Raw genomic sequence first — 15,859 nt, 5'->3', positions numbered from 1 at the left:
GCGGCCGTTACGGCCGCGGCTTCGGTCCGGTCGGAGGCGGGCGGGTGTCGCCGCCGACAGGGACCGAGAAGACCGGCCGGAGTCGTCCCACACGCGCAGCACCGGCAGGCGTCGCGATGCGGGACATCGCGATGCGGCTCGGCACATGCCGGACGGTCTCGGGAAAGGAATAGACGACGACGTCGACCAGGGGTCCGGAGATCGGGTCGGAAAGCGGCGGAGCCGAGGCCGAGGGGGACAGCTCGTGCCTCCGCCCCGCCGCTGGCGCAGGAAACGCCGGACCTTTCGAGACCGAAAGACCCTCCTGCGCAATCACGATCCGACAGCTGGTTTTCATACCGATCGTCAGCCGTGCTTCAGTTTACGGTCCGGCAGGGGGCAGTGACCGAACCGTTCGGTCCGATTGACTACCCGTTCTCGAACGGGATATCAAGATCGAACTGAACGGTTCGGTCCGAATTTTTACGCCGATCGACTGGCGCCCGCCCCGGCGGCCGCTGGGTTATAACGGGCGGAAGTCGGCGCCGACTCGCCGAGGAGCACGATGACCGCAGAACGCGAACACTCCGCCGATCCGGCGGACCTCCACGGCGAGGTCCCCATCGCGGCCGATCGCGCGCCGAGCGGGGCGCCGGTCGCCGATCACGATTGCGGGTCGATCGTCCGGCGCGGCCGAGCCGCCGCGGGGAAGGATCCGGCGAAGCGCAAGCAGATCATGGAAGGCGCCGCCCGGGTGTTCTCGGCCATGGGCTTCGACGCCGCTTCGATGAACGATATCGCGCGCGAGGCCGGCGTCTCGAAAGGAACGCTCTACGTCTATTTCGACCACAAGGAAGAGCTGTTTTGTGCGCTGATCAACGACCAGCGTCACAAGCACATTCAGGATCTCTTCGCGCTGATCGACGACGATCCGGACATCCGGGCGACGCTCACCCGGTTCGGGATCGCCTTCGCGCGGCTGCTCACGTCGGACTGGGCCGTCCGGGTCCAACGGGTCGTGCTCGGCGTCGCCGAGCGTATGCCGGACACCGGGCGCGCCTTTTTCTCGGAGGGGCCGGGCTGCGGCTGCGCGCTGATGGCGGAGTATTTCGACCAGATGGTCCGCCGTGGCCTGCTCACCATCCAGGACACGATGCTCGCCTCGAACCAGTTCACCGACCTCTGCCAGTCGGGACTCTTGCGCCCTCGGATGTATCGATGGGTGGACCATGCCCCGACCGAGGCGGAGATCGAGCAGGTCGTGCGGCACGCCGTCGATATGTTCCTGACCTATTACGGTCCGCGGACGCCGCCACCGGCCTGATCAGCGGCTGCGGCCGCCTTCGAGAACCACCAGCCGCGCCCGGCGCCGTTCCGGATCGGACGCTGGCACGAGGCTCGGTGCGATTCGGGGCGTCAGGTTTCGGAAGGTACCGATCTGGATCGCCCGCACGGGATCGACGCCGAGCCAGTATGGGCTCTGCAGGGGTGCGAGCATCCCGAGCAGGCGCTCGTGCAGCGAGTTCCGGTGGGCCAGCGGCAGCAGCACGAGTTCGAGGGGCAGCGGCGGCTCCGAGGCGGTGATGCCGGAGGCACCAGCCACGATGCCGGCGGCCTCCTCGGCCACGCCACCGAGCAGCGCCCGGACGAGCGCCCTGCTCTCCTCGTCCCATAGGCCGACGAAAGGCGTCGCCTTCAGCTCGCGGCAGAACAGGCCACACATTCGCGTGCCGGCGAGCCGGAACGGAAAGCCCTCCCGCGAATCGAATGTCAGGATGAAGCTGTCCCCGAGAATCTTGCGCAGGGCACCCGGATCGAGATCGTCACGATCGGGCGCCGGACGCGAGCCGCGCAGGGTCGTCCAGTATCGGAACAGCTCCCGGCTCGACGGGTGTTTCATGACGCTCGATCTGTCTGGTCGCGATGCCCGCCGGTACGGCTGCGCCGCCGGACCTGTCCGATTTCGGGACCGCCGGCGGTGGTCGGTCCCCCGACCGACTCGCTCAGCAGGCCCCGTGCCTTTTCTTAGCCGGCGCTGGAAGGTTGCGGGCGTTTACGTCCGATCAAGGTTAACGGGGGAGCCGGATTCACCGAGAGTTCTCGGCTTTTCGCCGGCACGACGCGCCGCAGGCCTAGCCTATTCCAACGATTGTTTCTTGTGTTGGAAGGGGTTGGGCAGTTTTCCTCACCGTTAATTCGAGACACCGTCGTCGCCCAGGCGCGCAGCGCGCTTGCGGCCGGCTGAACCACGCTCTATCAGAGCGCATCAATCAGGGACTCCATGTCGCGACGCACCGAGCCGATCCTCAACCTCCCGAGCGTGATCGCCGGCCTCGTCGTAGCGTTCGGGCTCGTGCACGCGTTCCGGACCCTCGTGCTGACGCACGTTCAGGACGTCGACTTTCTTCTGCTGTTCGCATTCATCCCGGCGCGCTACGGGCCGATGCCCGGCATCGACGTCGTCCTGCCGGGCGGGCTCGCGGCGGATCTCTGGACCTTCGTCACCTACGCCTTCCTGCACGGCGACCTCACCCATCTCGGCGTGAACGTCCTGTGGCTCCTGCCTTTCGGCAGCGCCGTGGCGCGGCGATTCGGGACGGCGCGGTTCATCGCCTTCTTCGCCGCGACGGCGGCGGCCGGAGCGGCGCTGCACCTCGCCACGCATCCCGACGAGCTCCTGCCGATGATCGGGGCCTCCGCTGCGATCTCCGGCTTCATGGCTGCGGCGATTCGCTTCGTGTTCCAGGTCGGCGGTCCCCTCGGCGTGTTCCGCAACACCGACCACACCGCCTATCTGGTGCCGGCGGCGCCGCTGCTCGACACCCTCAAGGATCCTCGCATCCTCGGCTTCCTGGTGGTCTGGTTCGGGCTCAACATCTTGTTCGGGCTCGGCTCGGTCGGGACGCTGGGAATCGACCAGCCGGTCGCCTGGCAGGCCCATATCGGCGGCTTCCTGGCTGGCCTGCTGCTCTTCCCGGTGTTCGACCCGGTGCCGTTTCCGCGCGCGGTCGACTGAGCGCTCGCCGGCGTCGCGTCCCCGGGCGGCTGCCTTGCTCCCCTGTCCGAAACAACGGATGATCGAGGGTCGGCCGCGCTTTCGCGCGGGAACCCGGGGACGGCTCATCGGCTTTTTCGCTCGACGCTCCCGTGTTGCGGCCGATCAACGGTAAAACGCGCCGGCCATTCGGGCTGGTGCCAGGGAGGCAAACGTGACCGTCAAGACGATTCTCGCCCGTAAGGGCACGGCCGTCGTCACCATCGATCCCGCCGCCACGGTGGCGGCCGCCGTCAAGCTCTTGGGCGAGCGCGGCATCGGCGCCGTAGTGGTGACCGGAGCGGAAGGCCGCACCATCGGAATCATTTCGGAGCGCGACATCGTCAAGGCGCTCGCCGCGACAGGTGCGGCCGTGATGGAGACCCCGGTCTCCGAGATCATGACCCGCAAGGTCGTCACCTGCGGCCAGCAGGACACCATCGGCGAGCTGATGCAGCAGATGACCGAAGGCAAGTTCCGCCACGTGCCGGTGGTCGAGCAGGATCGGCTGGTCGGCATCGTCTCGATCGGCGACGTGGTGAAGTCGCGGCTCGAGCAAATGGAGCAGGAATCGGACGCCCTGCGGGACTACATCCGGACGGCCTGATCGCGACCGGCCGCTCGACACGAAAAAGCCCCGGCGCGGGCGCCGGGGCTCGAAAGCAGTGACGGCTCGGTCGGATCGCCGTCAGGCGGCCCGGACCGTTTTCAGGAACGTGTCGAGCTCCGCCTTGAGATGCTCGCTCTCGCGGGTGAGCGAGTTGGCCGCCGTGAGCACCTGGGCCGACGACGAGCCGGTCTCGCTCGCGCCGCGGCTGACATCGACGATGTTGTTGGCGACCTCGGTGGTGCCGCGCGCCGCCTGCTGCACGTTGCGGGCGATCTCCTGGGTGGCGGCGCCCTGCTGCTCGACCGACGCGGCGATGTTGGACGCGATCTCCGACACCCGATTGATGGTGCGGCCGATCTCCTTGATGGCTCCGACCGAGTCGGCGGTCGCCGCCTGCATGCCGGTGATCTGGGCCGAGATCTCGTCGGTCGCCTTGGCGGTCTGGGCGGCCAGCGCCTTGACCTCCTGGGCGACGACGGCGAAGCCCTTGCCGGCCTCGCCGGCCCGCGCCGCCTCGATGGTCGCGTTCAGGGCCAGCAGGTTGGTCTGCTCGGCGATCGCCGTGATGAACTTCACCACGTCACCGATCCGGCTCGCGAGCTTGGAAAGCTCGTTGATGCGGTTGTCGGTGCGCACCGCCTGATCGACCGCCTGGGCCGCGATATTGCTGGATTCCTGCACCTGACGGGCGATCTCGGCGACCGACGCGGCGAGCTCCTCGGCCGACGAGGCGACCGTCTGCACGTTGGCGGAGGCCTGGGTCGAAGCGCTCGCGACCGTGTTGGACAGACGCTGGGTGGTCTCGGCCGTCGAGGTGAGACGGCGCGCCTCGGCCTCGAGCTGGCTCGCCGCCGACGACACCATCCCGACGATGTTGCCAACCGCCGACTCGAACCCGTCGGCCAGCTTGGCCATCTCGACCCTGCGGGCGGCCGCGCCGGCCGTCGTCGCGGCTTCGCGCTCCTCGGCTTCGCGCTGCGCCTTTTCCACCGCGACCACCTTGAAGCGCTCTACCGCCTTGGCCATCTCGCCGATCTCGTCACGACGGCCCAGTCCCGGCAGGGAGACCTCCATGTGGCCCTCGGCGAGCTCGCGCATCGCCGCGGTCATTGCCTTCAGCGGCCGCGCCAGGCTCGAGCCGATCAGGAAGCCGATGCCGGCCACCGCCGCGAAGGCGATGCCCATGGCGACCATGATCTGCCGACGCGTGTCTTCGCGAGCCTCGGCGTTGTTGGCCGTCGCGTTCGAGTACAGCTTGTCGATGCTGCCCTTGATCTGGTCGACCACCGGCGAGACGTTGCCGAACTCGACCTTGGTCAGCGTGGTGGCGAGCTCGATCGCCTCGGCCGCCTTGATCCATTCGTTGAAGTCACGCTCGTAGGCGGAGAGCCGGTCCAGCATCGCCTTCTTGGTCGAGCCGGGCAGCGCCGCCGACTGGAAGGCGCTGACGAAGGCGGCCAGCGCCTTCTTGAAGCTGGTCTGCGACAGGCCGTCCTGGCGCAGCATGTATTCGCGCTCGTAGCGCCGAACCGGATGGATGCCGGCGACCAGGCGGGCGTCGTCGAACTTGTCGAGCTCGTTCTCGATCTGCCGCACGGTGTTGCGCAGTGCGCCTTCGAGACCGGAGTCGTTGCTCAGACCCATCGTGCGCTTGGCACCGACCGCGGTGGCGAAGTGCCCGGCATAGCGTTCCATTCCGGCGCGCGCCTTGCCGGCCTTCTCGGCCAGGTCCGCCTCGCCCATGTCGGCGAGCTTGGCCTGGAGCTCCTTGAAGCCGGCCAGCATCTTGGTGACGGCCTGCTCGTGGTCCTTCAGGCGGGCCTCCTCGCCGGTGAGCATGAACTCCTTCTCGGCGTCGCGCGCCTGGAACATGGCGGCCGAGACCCCGGTCGCGAGCGTCGCGACGGCGCTGGCCTGGTCGGCGGCACGTTCGTAGCGCTCCTGGGTGCTCGCGCCGACGAGATAGAACCCGCCGACGAAACAAAGGCCGAGCAGACCGACGGCCCCGATGGCCGCGATCTTCAGCTGCAGGCTAATGCGGAAGGAAGGAAGCGACATTTCTGGCCCCGGAATTCCCGACTGCGAGACCACCAGTGCTTACATGTTTGGGTTAAGAACCTCTTGTTGCACGGGAAGCTCGTGCGGCCATACGCGGATGCTACTACATTATAGTACCTCTTTTTCGCGCATCCCGCGCAGAAATGCGGGACTCGTGCCTGCCTTTTCGGCCTATCGGCCAGAATGGTTTCCGTCCCCCAGTCTAAATCCGGCTAATGCCTACGGCATTTTCAGCGTCTCCGAGGAGCCGCTGACACGCGGCCGAGAAACCCCTTAGGATCCCGACGAATCGTCCCGGGAGGATCGCGTGCGCCACCGAACCGAACTGAACCCGCCGTCACGCCGCCGCTTCGTCGCCGGCGCCGCCGCCGGCCTCTTCGGAGTGCTGGCCGCCGCCGCTCCGTCGGGTGCGCTCGGTGCCCCTTCTTTCGAGCAATGGCGCGCCACCTTCAAGGCGCGGGCCCTTCGCCGCGGCATCTCCGAGGCGACCTACGACCGGGTGATGAACTCCATCAAGCCGGACACCGCCGTCTATGCCCTGCAGCGCGCCCAGCCGGAATTCCAGGAGGCGCTCTGGCAGTACCTGAACCGGCGGGTCTCGGACTGGCGGATCATCACCGGCAAGGAGCGCGCGACCGAGCAGCGGGCCCTGCTCGACCGCATCGAGCGGGAGTACCGGGTCGACCGCTACATCGTGCTGGCCTTGTGGGGGGTGGAATCGAGCTACGGCGAGGTGATCGACAACCGAAAATACATGCGGCCCGTGATCCCGGCCCTGGCCGCCCTCGCCTGGGGCGAGCCGCGCCGCCGGGCCTATTGGGAAGCCGAGCTGCTCAACGCGCTGGTCATCATCGATCGCGGCTGGGGCGACCCGCGCGAGATGATCGGCTCCTGGGCCGGGGCGATGGGACACACCCAATGGATGCCCGAGGTGTGGCTCAACATGGGCGTCGACTTCGACCGCGACGGACGCATCTCGCCGTTCGGCCGGCCGGACGACGCGCTCGCCGGCGCGTCGCGCTATCTGCTCCAGCGCGGCAAGTACAGCCAAGGCGAGGCATGGGGATGCGAGGCGCGATTGCCGTCCGGCTTCAACACCCGACTGGCCGACGGCAAAAGCTATCGACCCTACGCCAAATGGGCCGAGCTCGGCGTGACACGGGCCGACGGCACCGCCTTCACCCATCCGGGCCACCAGGTCCGTCTCGCCGTGCCGGTGTCGGGCGGACCGGCCTTCCTGATCGGGCGGAACTTCCAGTCGATCTACTCCTACAATCCGGCGTTCTCCTACGCCCTGGCCATCGTGCATCTGGCCGACCGCATCCGCGGCATGGGGCCGTTCGTGCAGCCCTTCCCGGGCAGCGAGCGGACGCCGACGCTGGCCGAGGTGCAGGAGCTCCAGAAGCGTCTGACCGCGCGAGGCTTCGACACCGACGGCACCGACGGCCGGGTCGGCCGCGACACCCAGCGGGCCGTCGCCGCCTTCCAGCGCCAGGCCGGCATGGAGGTCGACGGTTACGCCGGACTGAAGGTGCTGGCACGGCTCCGCCAGGGCGGGTGAGAGCGGCCTCACCGGCCGGCGCCGACTTTCTATGCAAAGCACCCGGAACGGGTGGTCGCGCCCTTCGGCACCGCCTTGTCGGTTGCACTGCGTCAAGCGATCGGTTTTGCTGGCAGCCTCTCCAGTGCAGGACCCCCGCTCCATGAACTCCGATGCAATCTCCGGCCGTCCGACGACTTCGGCGGATACGGCCGGCCCGTCCGCAGTCGAGCGCCCCGCCGGTATCGCAGCCGCCAATGCCCCGGCATTTGGCAGCGACGTCGTCGCCGACGTGCTGCGCAGCCTGGACATTCCTTGGATCGCCCTCAATCCGGGGGCGAGCTACCGCGGCCTGCACGACAGCCTGGTCAATCATCTCGGCAACGCCACGCCGCAGATGCTGCTCTGTCTGCACGAGGAGTCGGCGGTCGCGATCGCGCACGGCTGGGCCAAGGTCACGGGCCGCGCCATGGCGGTCGCCGTGCATTCCAATGTCGGCCTGATGCACGCCACCATGGGCATCTTCAACGCCTGGTGCGACCGCATGCCGATGCTGATCCTGGGCGCCACCGGCCCGGTCGACGCCGCCAAGCGCCGGCCCTGGATCGAGTGGATCCACACGGCCCGCGACCAGGGCGCCCTGGTGCGTCACTATACGAAATGGGACGACCAGCCGGCCTCGCCGGCCGCGGCGCGGGAAGCGCTGCTGCGCGCCTGGTGGCTCGCCAACGCCGCGCCCCAAGGCCCGACCTATGTGGTTCTCGACGTCGAGCTGCAGGAGTCGCCGCTGCCGGCGCCCCTACCCCCGATCGACGCCGCGCGGTTCATGCCGCCCGTCGTGGCCGGCCCGCCGGCCGAGCTGATCGCCCGCGCCGCCGACATCCTGATGAAGGCCGAGCGGCCCCTGATCCTGGCCGGGCGCGTCTCGCGCGATCTCGACGCCTGGAATCGCCGCATCGGGCTGGCGGAGGCCGTGCAGGCCCGGGTGGCGACCAACCTGAAGACCGCCACGGCCTTCCCGACCGACCATCCGCTGCATCCCTGGCCGATCTCGACCTTCCCGGGGGACGGCCTGATCACGGCGATGCGCGAGGCCGACGCGATCCTCAGCCTCGACTGGATCGATCTCGCCGGCACCTTCAAGCCGCTGGGCGGCCCGCCGACCGGCACCGTGATCCAGGCCTCGCTCGACCACCAGCTCCACAACGGGTGGAGCATGGACTATCAGGGCCTGCCGCCCGTCGACCTGATGATCGCGGCCGACCCGGACGCGACCGTGGCGGCCCTCCTGGAGGCGATCGGGGATCGCCGCAAGGCGGCCGCGGTGGTGGCGCCGGCCAAGATCGCTCCTGCCGCGGCCGCTCCGGCCGCCGAGGGGCCGATCTCGGTGGAGCAGCTCGCCAGGACGCTTCGCACCGCCGTCGGCGATGGGCCGGTGTCGCTCGCCCACACCACGATCTCGTGGCAGGGCCAGTGGTGGCCGTTCCGCCACCCGCTCGACTTCCTGGGCTCCGACGGCGGCGGCGGCATCGGGGCCGGCCCGGGCCTGGGCGTCGGGGCCGCGCTGGCGCTCAAGGACATGGACCGGCTGGTGGTCGCGGTCTGCGGCGACGGCGACTTCCTGATGGGGGTCACGGCGATCTGGACGGCCGTCCACTACGGCCTGCCGCTGCTGATCGTGGTCGCCAACAACAACTCCTTCTACAACGACGAGGTCCACCAGGAGCGCGTCGCCCAGATGCGCGGCCGGCCGGTCGAGAACAAGTGGATCGGCCAGCGCATCGACGATCCCGACATCGACCTCGCCGCCATGGCCCGCGCCCAGGGCGCCACGGGTTTCGGCCCGGTCAAGCGGGGCGACGCCCTCGCCCCGATTCTGGCCGAGGCCGTTGCGGCGGCTCGGGCCGGCCATGTCGTCGTGGTCGATGTCCGGGTGGCACCAGGGTACGGGGCGGTGGGAGCCGCCCTCACCCGGACGCCCTGATCCAAACAGGGGGGCCGCGCAGCCATGCGGTGCGGCCACCCCTGTTCACCTTTTCCGCGAGGCAGCCTTGAGGACTAGCGTCGTTCCGCTAGAATAGTCCCGACGGGGAGATCACCCATGGGACTGATCGCTACCACCTTGGTATCCGAGACGTCCGTGCATGCGCGGTTCTCCGACCGCGCCGACCTGACCGCGGCGACCCAGTGGTTCGAGTTCGAGGTTCCCCTGTCGGATCTGGACATTCCGGTGCCGCGCTCGGTGCATCCGCGCAACTCCGATGCCGGCTTCATCAGCGCCGCGAGGCTCGCGGCGCTGCGGCGCCTGTACAAGATCGTCGGTGCCGAGATCGTACGGCTGCAGGACGAGCTCCGCCAAGCCGACTGAGCCGCCCGCAAGCCCTGCCCGTGCCTCAGCTCTTGAACGTCTCGTAGGTGGACGGGTGGAACAGCTCGTCGACCGAGAGCCGGCGCTTCGACAGGCCCTGGGCATGGTGGTGATGCAGGAACGCGTCGAGCGTCTTGCGGTTGGCGTCGACGCCATACGGCCAGAAATCGTTCCCCATCAAGGCGCGGGCCTGCTCCAGGCTCTGCTCGATGAAGGGCAGCGTCGCCTTGTTGGTGCCGGTCTCGGTGAGCGCCCCCACCGCGAGCTCCTTGGCGGCCGTGAATGCCTTCAGCAGCGCCGTCGGCAACCAGGGATGCTTGTCCACCAGGGTGCGCCGAACACCGAGCAGATGCATGATCGGAAACAGCCCGGTGCGGGAGAAGTAGTCCTTCGCCGTCTCGGCCGGGTCGGCGAACAAGCGCCCGACATGGGGATGGCCGCCCGGCCCCAGCGCCGGCACCTTCTGCGCCATGAAGCCGTCGATCTCGCCCGCCGCCAGGAGTGACGAGATGGTGGTGCCCTCCGGTGCGTCCTCGATATGGATGTCGGCCGGCAGGGAGACCGCCACGCGCTCGGGCCGCCCCGGCTGCGAGACGCCGCCCCGCACCCAGCGGATGTCGGAGGGTTTCACGCCGTAGTCCTCCTCCAGCATCGCGCGGGCCCAGACGTTGGCCGTGATCTGATACTCCGGCACGCCGACCTTCTTGCCCTTCAGATCCTGCGGGGTCTTGATCCGGTCGGTGCGGACATAGAGGCCGTTGTGCCGGAACGCCCGCGACAGGAAGGCCGGCATGCCGACATAGGGGCTGTCGCCGTTGGCCATCTTCACGCAGTAGCTCGACAGCGACAGCTCGCAAACGTCGAAGTCCTGGCTGCGGAACGCACGGAAGAAGATCTCCTCGGGCGTCAGGAAGATCATCAGCGGATCGACGCCGTCGATGCGGACTGCGCCGCTGGCGAGCGGGCGGGTGCGGTCGTAATCGCCGACCGCGATCGAGAGAGCGAGGGGGTTCATCGAGAGGACTCTTGCTGGACGCGGATGATCTGCACGGGTGATCGACGGCCCCGCCCTATCGGGACTTGCCGGCGCGAACCGTGGCGGGCGGGACGTTCAACGGCCCGAGTATGACAACAAGCGTGCGGCCGCGATAGCGGCGCGTTCACCATCCGCCCGGACACCCTCCCCGCCGCCGCTGCCGACCCGTTAGACTTCGGCGTCCGCACAGGAGGTCGCCTCGGCGCCGAGGAGGCCCGTACGGTGTCGGAGAGCGAAAGGCGGCCGGCGCGATGCGACATCTGCCATTGCTTCCGCTTCTACTGGTGCTGGCGGTGACCGCGGCCGGTGTGCCGGCTATTGGAGCCCCGTCCTCCCGGGGCAGCGTGGACGATGCCGCGCTCTACAACGCCGCCGTGGCCGAGGCCGAGGGCCGGAACCGTGCGGCCATCGCCGCGATCAGCGGAGGGGATCCGGCGCGCGCCCGGGTCGAACTGGCGGCCCTGCGAGAGGCCTTCGGCCGCCTGGTCGAGCGCTGGGGCAAGACGCGGCTGGCCGCCGTGAAGGGCGAGCCGGACGGCGTCACCATCATGGTCGACCTGCCGATGCGCGTCGTCACGGCGCAGATGATGATCGATTTCGGCCGTCCCGACATTGCGACCTCGTCGCTGGTCGCGGTGTGCCGGCTGCTCGTCGCGCTGCATGTCCCGCCCGATCCGGTGGCCGCGGCCGGGTGCGAGCGCGACCTTCCCTGAGCGCCTCAGGGTTTGTCGTGGCCCCGCGGACCGAGCAGAACCGACTTCCGCGGTCGCCCGGAACGACGTTGCGACGGCACGGGCGCCGGTACCGGCTCGCTTCGGCGCCGTCGTCGCCCGCGCACGGCCAGGATCACCCCGGACTCGGGAAAGCGGCGCTTCAAGCGTCGCATGATCTCGTCGGCGATGACGTCGAGGATCACTCGTGCGATCCGGGACCGCTCGGCTCTCGGTTTCGCAGCGTCATCCCGACCGCGCGTGACCTGCGCACCGTCGTCTCCGGACGGGGCCGGCCCGGCGTGCGGCCCGGCGCCGGAAACCCTGTCACTCTGGTCGTGATCGTCCTGCTCCGCCATGAGTCGGCCCCCGTCGAACCTTCGGCGTCGAGCGGAAGCCGCCGCGCTTCCGCCCTTCGCCCGTTGCGTCCACATCGTGTGCTGTTGCCGCCGGGGCTCGTCCGCTCAATGCAATCCCGGGCGACCTTCAATGGGACGAGTGTAGCAGCGACTCGCGCATCCGGATCACGCTACCGTTGCGACCTCGCGTCGCTGTGCATCGCAAAATCAACGAATTATCGCAGCCGGGTGACACCTCCATGACCAGCCCGGTTATTCCCGCTCTAGCTCTACGACATCCGAGCGGTCGGTGTGTTCGTCGGCCGACGGCTGGCGATAATTGATGACGACGCAGGCCAGCGCCAGGATCAGAATCGCGCCGCTCTCGAACAGCAGGTTGAGTGGAGGCTGGTCCTTGCCCTGCAGGATGACGAGCCGCGACAGCGCCGTGATGGCGATGAATAGCGGCAGCACGATCGGAATCTTCTTGCTGTCGTAATAGACCCCCACCATGCCCAGAACCTCGACATAGATGAACATCAGCAGCAGGTCCTTCAGCGCGACCTTGATGCCGAGAACGATCGCGTAGACCTCCTGGCACATGGCCACGACGGTGAAGAATGCGATGCCGAGGAGAAAAACGTTCTCGACCTGATGAATCACGCGGCTCATCACGCTGTCCTTGAAATCCGTCCTCGCCATATCCGTCAGCCCTTGTTGGCGGCCACACCGAAAATCACCGCCGGCACGGCGATGGTATGGCATGGTGGGACCCACGGACGGCAGGCTCAAGGCTGCGCACGGTCGCAGGGGTGCGCGGGTGGGCCGGAGTCGTCAGACCGCAATATGCCCGGGACGCCGCCTAGCGGCATCCAGCCGGACCCGCAGCGCCGCCGGATCGATCGGCTTCTGCAGCGGATCGACGGCATCGAGGGCGAGCCGGCGTGCCGCCTCGGCCGCGTCGCGGCAGGCGGCGACGTCGAGGCCGCTGACGATGAGAACGGGCTTGTCGAAGCCGAGCTTCGCCAACGCCTTCAGCACGTCGTACCCGCTACGCGCGCCGAGGCTGATGTCGAGCGTGACGCAGTCGAACTGATGCGAGCCGAGCAGCAGCTCGGCGTCCTCGACGGTCTCGGCGCCGATCGCGGCGAAACCGGCGCGGTCGGCCACCCGGCAGATCACGGCACGATGGGTGATGTCGTCGTCGATGACCAGGACGGTTTTGCGGACGATCGCGTCGGGCAGCTCGGTGTCAGGCGGGCACGCTGGCACGGGCAAGCTCATCTCCTCCGAATCCAAAGCAACGACGTCCCCAATTCGCGTTTACCCCGCGAGTTGCAAACGAATGGTGGATGAACCGGCTCCGGTCGTATGCGGAGAAATGCTGAGAATTGAACCGATAGGGGGGCGCGCCTTTTGCGGCAACCACGTCCGATAAGCCGTAACTTCCCGGCGGGGGCTAACGCCGTGCCCCTGCCCCGCCGTGCTTGGCGTGCCATTTGGGACCGGGCCCGCGCATGTAATGCGCCTCCGGCCGGTACGGATCGGCGAACGCCCGTACGCCGCGCAGGCAGAGCACCGACAGTCCCGTCCAGCGATCGCGCACCCGTGTCAGGGTTCTGGCGAGCGGCGTGAAATCGAGGGCGATGGTCGGTGCGGCCATGGCACGGGCCTCAATGCGCCGGGACACGGCGAAATGCGCGCCGCCGGCTCCGGGCGCGCATCACGACGTCGAAGTAGTCTCCGGTCCGGGCCCGTGGATGCGTCTGCCGCGTGCCGCACGTTCCACACACGAACAGGGAGGCCGACCGGGCCGGCAGACCGGCGGCACAGGGTGTCGCTACAGGCGAGAGGGCGTCGTCGCACACGGCACACAGAACGGAAGCTGCAGACGTCTCGTCGGGGGTCGACATCGCAGGGGGTCCTTTCGTCCGAACCATCCAGCCTCGGAGTCACAAGTCAATCATCCGCGCCGGCGTACGAAAATCGGGGCGAGCCCGCTTCGTAGGATTGCGAATTCAACGGTATGGCGATGACTCTAAAGAAATTTTCGCGCCGCCCGCAACGCCGAAGGATTGGTCAGGCAACGCCCAGAATTGCGGCAAAAAGCCCGCCCGGACGAACCGGGCGGGCTTTTTGCATGCGATATCGGTATCTTCTCAAAACCTCAGCGTCGCGAAAGCCCGGAAGGTCCGACCCGGCAGCAGCACCTCGTCCTTGCGGAACGACACGCTGTTACGGATGTCGTCGTTGAGCAGATTGTCGCCGACGGCACCGACCGTGAATCCAGTGAACGGCGAGCGCGGATCGAGGATTTTTCCGGTGTAGCTCAGCTCCGCCTTGAGGAGGTTGTAGCCGGGCGTCGCCGTCTCGTTCTCGCCCGGATCGTCCTGAGCGAAGGCGTGGATGAAGTTCACGCGGGCGAGCCAGTTGGCGTCGCGCCACGACAGGCCGCCGCCGAGGCGCATCGGCGGGATGCGGGGCACGTTGACGCCGTCCGTGAAGGTCGCGCGCAGGTAGTCGTACTGTCCCTCCACCGTGACGATGCCGCCATGGAGCCGTGCGACGTCGACCTGCGAGGAGAGCTCGACTCCCCGGAAGGTCGCATCGAGCTGCGTGTAGATCACCTGCAGGAACTCGCCGTTCGGATCGCCGCAGGACGCGTAGTCCTCGCCGCAGCGATTGCCGGTGAACTGACGGAAGATGAAGCCGTCGAACCGCCTGTAATAGGCGTTCGCCTCGAACCGCCAGTCGCCGAGCTGCCGCTTGAGGCCGATCTCGACGGCGTTCATCTTCTCCTTCTTCAGATTGGCGTCGCCGATCTCGAACGTGCCGGTCGCGTCGTGCGCACCGTGCGCGAACAGCTCGAGCGGTCCGGGCGCGCGCTCCTTGTGCTCGACCGTGAGGCTCGCGACCATCTCCCAGGGCAGATCTTTCAGGAGCGCGGCGCTGACGCTCACCGGCACGAATTGCCGCGAGACGTCCGCCGAGGTCGGATCCTCGCCGTTCGGCAGGAGGGCCGGGAACGTCGTCGCGACGCCGTCCATCTTGACGTACTCGATACGGCCCGCAGTGACGAACGACCAGGTCGGAGCGAAGCGGAGCTGCTCCATCAGATAGGCGGCGGCCCGGTTGGCGGTGGCGGGACCGATCAGCCCGCCGGCCTCCCCGGCACTGCCGATGTCGCGGTGGCCCGCATCGGCACCGATCACGCCGGTGAGGACGCCGAGGGCGGTGCCGACCGGCGCATGGCTCGCCTCGACCCGGGCCTCCTGCTCGCGGTTCGTGAAGGTCGCCCGCACGGCGTCGATCCCGTCCTCGCCGAGCCCGATCTCGTTGTGCTTGTACTCGGTCGCGCCGAACCAGTAGCGGAACGCGTCGAAGGCGCCGCCGTCCGGCCGCCACTCGCCGCGGCTCGTCACCTTGGTCTGCTCGAGCGAGATGCGGGTGTTGTTGGCGGCGCTCTCGGTGCCGGGGACGTGATACAGGCTCTCGAGGTGCTGCACGGCGATGCCGGCGAACCCGTTCTCGAAGAACCGGGTGACGCCGACGGATTCGCCGCCGGTCCGGAGCTTCGAGTTGAGCTGCACGCCGCCCGGGATCTGATAGTCGAGCGCCCGCCGGCCGAACGCATCCATGTGGACCACGGTGTTGCCGTGGACGGCGTCCACCAGGACGGCGCCGTCGTAGCTCTTGTCCACGGTCGCGGCAGAGCCGCGAATCTCACCGTGGATGCCCTGCTGCGGCAGCACGTCCGGGATGCGGTCGTTGGTGGCGCTGGCGATTCCACCGATGGCCTGCGACGAGTAGCGCAGCGTGCCGGGGCCGCGGATGATCTCGATCTTCTTGGCCGCGAGCGGATCGATCGGCACGCCGTGGTCCTCGCCGAGGTCCGAGACGTCCTGCGAGGCGATCCCGTTCTCCTGCACCCGCACCCGCACGGATTCGAGGCCGCGGATCACCGGGCGGCTGGCGCCCGGCGCGAAGGTCGTCGAGGTGACGCCGGGGCGGGTGAACATCGTGTCCGCCATCTGCGGGGTCGGATCGCGCACGATCTGGCTCTCGGTGACCGTGGTGGCGGGGCCGGTCGAGGTCGCCTGCACGCCCTGCGGCAGCCCCTGCAGCGCGGTCGTCACCGGCTCGTTCCAGCGCGGGCCGGGCGGCGCCGCGACCGCAGCGGGAGGAG

General features: G+C 68.5%; 15 protein-coding genes. 7 read left to right on the top strand and 8 right to left on the bottom strand.

The window, feature by feature from the left end; genetic code table 11:
• Positions 1 to 544: 544 nt before the first annotated feature.
• Positions 545 to 1,303, top strand: a complete 759-nt coding sequence (locus CH341_RS06380) for a TetR/AcrR family transcriptional regulator (protein WP_111418197.1) — start codon at positions 545 to 547, stop codon at positions 1,301 to 1,303.
• Here CH341_RS06380 and CH341_RS06375 read toward each other — a convergent pair whose 3' ends face one another.
• On the bottom strand, positions 1,304 to 1,879 hold the full coding sequence (locus tag CH341_RS06375; protein ID WP_111418196.1) for a PAS domain-containing protein: 576 nt from the start codon (positions 1,877 to 1,879) through the stop codon (positions 1,304 to 1,306). It abuts the gene before it with no gap.
• A 381-nt stretch (positions 1,880 to 2,260) separates the two neighbouring features.
• Between CH341_RS06375 and CH341_RS06370 the strand changes: the two genes are divergently transcribed.
• Positions 2,261 to 2,995 (top strand): rhomboid family intramembrane serine protease, encoded by a 735-nt coding sequence (locus CH341_RS06370; protein WP_111418195.1) that lies wholly within the window; start codon positions 2,261 to 2,263, stop codon positions 2,993 to 2,995.
• A 193-nt stretch (positions 2,996 to 3,188) separates the two neighbouring features.
• Complete coding sequence (locus CH341_RS06365; RefSeq protein WP_111418194.1) at positions 3,189 to 3,620, top strand: CBS domain-containing protein; 432 nt, start codon at positions 3,189 to 3,191, stop codon at positions 3,618 to 3,620.
• Between the two features lie 81 nt (positions 3,621 to 3,701).
• On the opposite strand, the gene CH341_RS06360 is transcribed toward CH341_RS06365, so the two are convergent.
• Positions 3,702 to 5,681 carry a methyl-accepting chemotaxis protein gene (locus CH341_RS06360; protein WP_111418193.1) on the bottom strand — a complete coding sequence of 660 codons (1,980 nt, stop codon included), beginning with the start codon at positions 5,679 to 5,681 and terminating at the stop codon, positions 3,702 to 3,704.
• Positions 5,682 to 5,988: 307 nt separating this feature from the next.
• Between CH341_RS06360 and CH341_RS06355 the strand changes: the two genes are divergently transcribed.
• From CH341_RS06355 to CH341_RS06345, 3 genes are all read left to right on the top strand, one after another.
• Entirely contained in the window at positions 5,989 to 7,242 is a 1,254-nt protein-coding gene (locus tag CH341_RS06355) for a lytic murein transglycosylase (RefSeq protein WP_111418192.1), read from the top strand.
• A gap of 142 nt (positions 7,243 to 7,384) precedes the next feature.
• Complete coding sequence (locus CH341_RS06350) at positions 7,385 to 9,205, top strand: thiamine pyrophosphate-binding protein (RefSeq protein WP_111418191.1); 1,821 nt, start codon at positions 7,385 to 7,387, stop codon at positions 9,203 to 9,205.
• A 117-nt stretch (positions 9,206 to 9,322) separates the two neighbouring features.
• Positions 9,323 to 9,589 carry a hypothetical protein gene (locus CH341_RS06345; RefSeq protein ID WP_111418190.1) on the top strand — a complete coding sequence of 89 codons (267 nt, stop codon included), beginning with the start codon at positions 9,323 to 9,325 and terminating at the stop codon, positions 9,587 to 9,589.
• Positions 9,590 to 9,614: 25 nt separating this feature from the next.
• Here the strand turns inward: CH341_RS06345 and CH341_RS06340 are convergent, their stop codons facing one another.
• Positions 9,615 to 10,604 (bottom strand): ABC transporter substrate-binding protein, encoded by a 990-nt coding sequence (locus CH341_RS06340; RefSeq protein WP_111418189.1) that lies wholly within the window; start codon positions 10,602 to 10,604, stop codon positions 9,615 to 9,617.
• Positions 10,605 to 10,969: 365 nt separating this feature from the next.
• Here CH341_RS06340 and CH341_RS06335 point away from each other — a divergent pair, with 365 nt between their 5' ends.
• Positions 10,970 to 11,338 carry a hypothetical protein gene (locus tag CH341_RS06335; RefSeq protein WP_111418188.1) on the top strand — a complete coding sequence of 123 codons (369 nt, stop codon included), beginning with the start codon at positions 10,970 to 10,972 and terminating at the stop codon, positions 11,336 to 11,338.
• Between the two features lie 5 nt (positions 11,339 to 11,343).
• Here the strand turns inward: CH341_RS06335 and CH341_RS33610 are convergent, their stop codons facing one another.
• The 5 genes from CH341_RS33610 to CH341_RS06315 form a co-directional block, all read right to left on the bottom strand.
• Positions 11,344 to 11,541 (bottom strand): hypothetical protein, encoded by a 198-nt coding sequence (locus CH341_RS33610; RefSeq protein ID WP_146604395.1) that lies wholly within the window; start codon positions 11,539 to 11,541, stop codon positions 11,344 to 11,346.
• A gap of 405 nt (positions 11,542 to 11,946) precedes the next feature.
• Positions 11,947 to 12,345 carry a phosphate-starvation-inducible PsiE family protein gene (locus CH341_RS06330; protein ID WP_245430908.1) on the bottom strand — a complete coding sequence of 133 codons (399 nt, stop codon included), beginning with the start codon at positions 12,343 to 12,345 and terminating at the stop codon, positions 11,947 to 11,949.
• Positions 12,346 to 12,507: 162 nt separating this feature from the next.
• On the bottom strand, positions 12,508 to 12,945 hold the full coding sequence (locus CH341_RS06325; RefSeq protein ID WP_245430911.1) for a response regulator: 438 nt from the start codon (positions 12,943 to 12,945) through the stop codon (positions 12,508 to 12,510).
• Between the two features lie 187 nt (positions 12,946 to 13,132).
• Positions 13,133 to 13,336, bottom strand: coding sequence for a hypothetical protein (locus CH341_RS06320; protein WP_111418185.1), 204 nt, complete (start codon positions 13,334 to 13,336; stop codon positions 13,133 to 13,135).
• 496 nt (positions 13,337 to 13,832) lie between these two features.
• On the bottom strand, positions 13,833 to 15,859 hold a 2,027-nt coding region (locus CH341_RS06315), incomplete at its 5' end, for a TonB-dependent receptor (protein ID WP_111418184.1).

Origin of the sequence: Rhodoplanes roseus (genome assembly GCF_003258865.1) — a bacterium.
Lineage (GTDB): Bacteria > Pseudomonadota > Alphaproteobacteria > Rhizobiales > Xanthobacteraceae > Rhodoplanes > Rhodoplanes roseus.
This window is presented reverse-complemented; position numbering and strand designations above follow the sequence as displayed.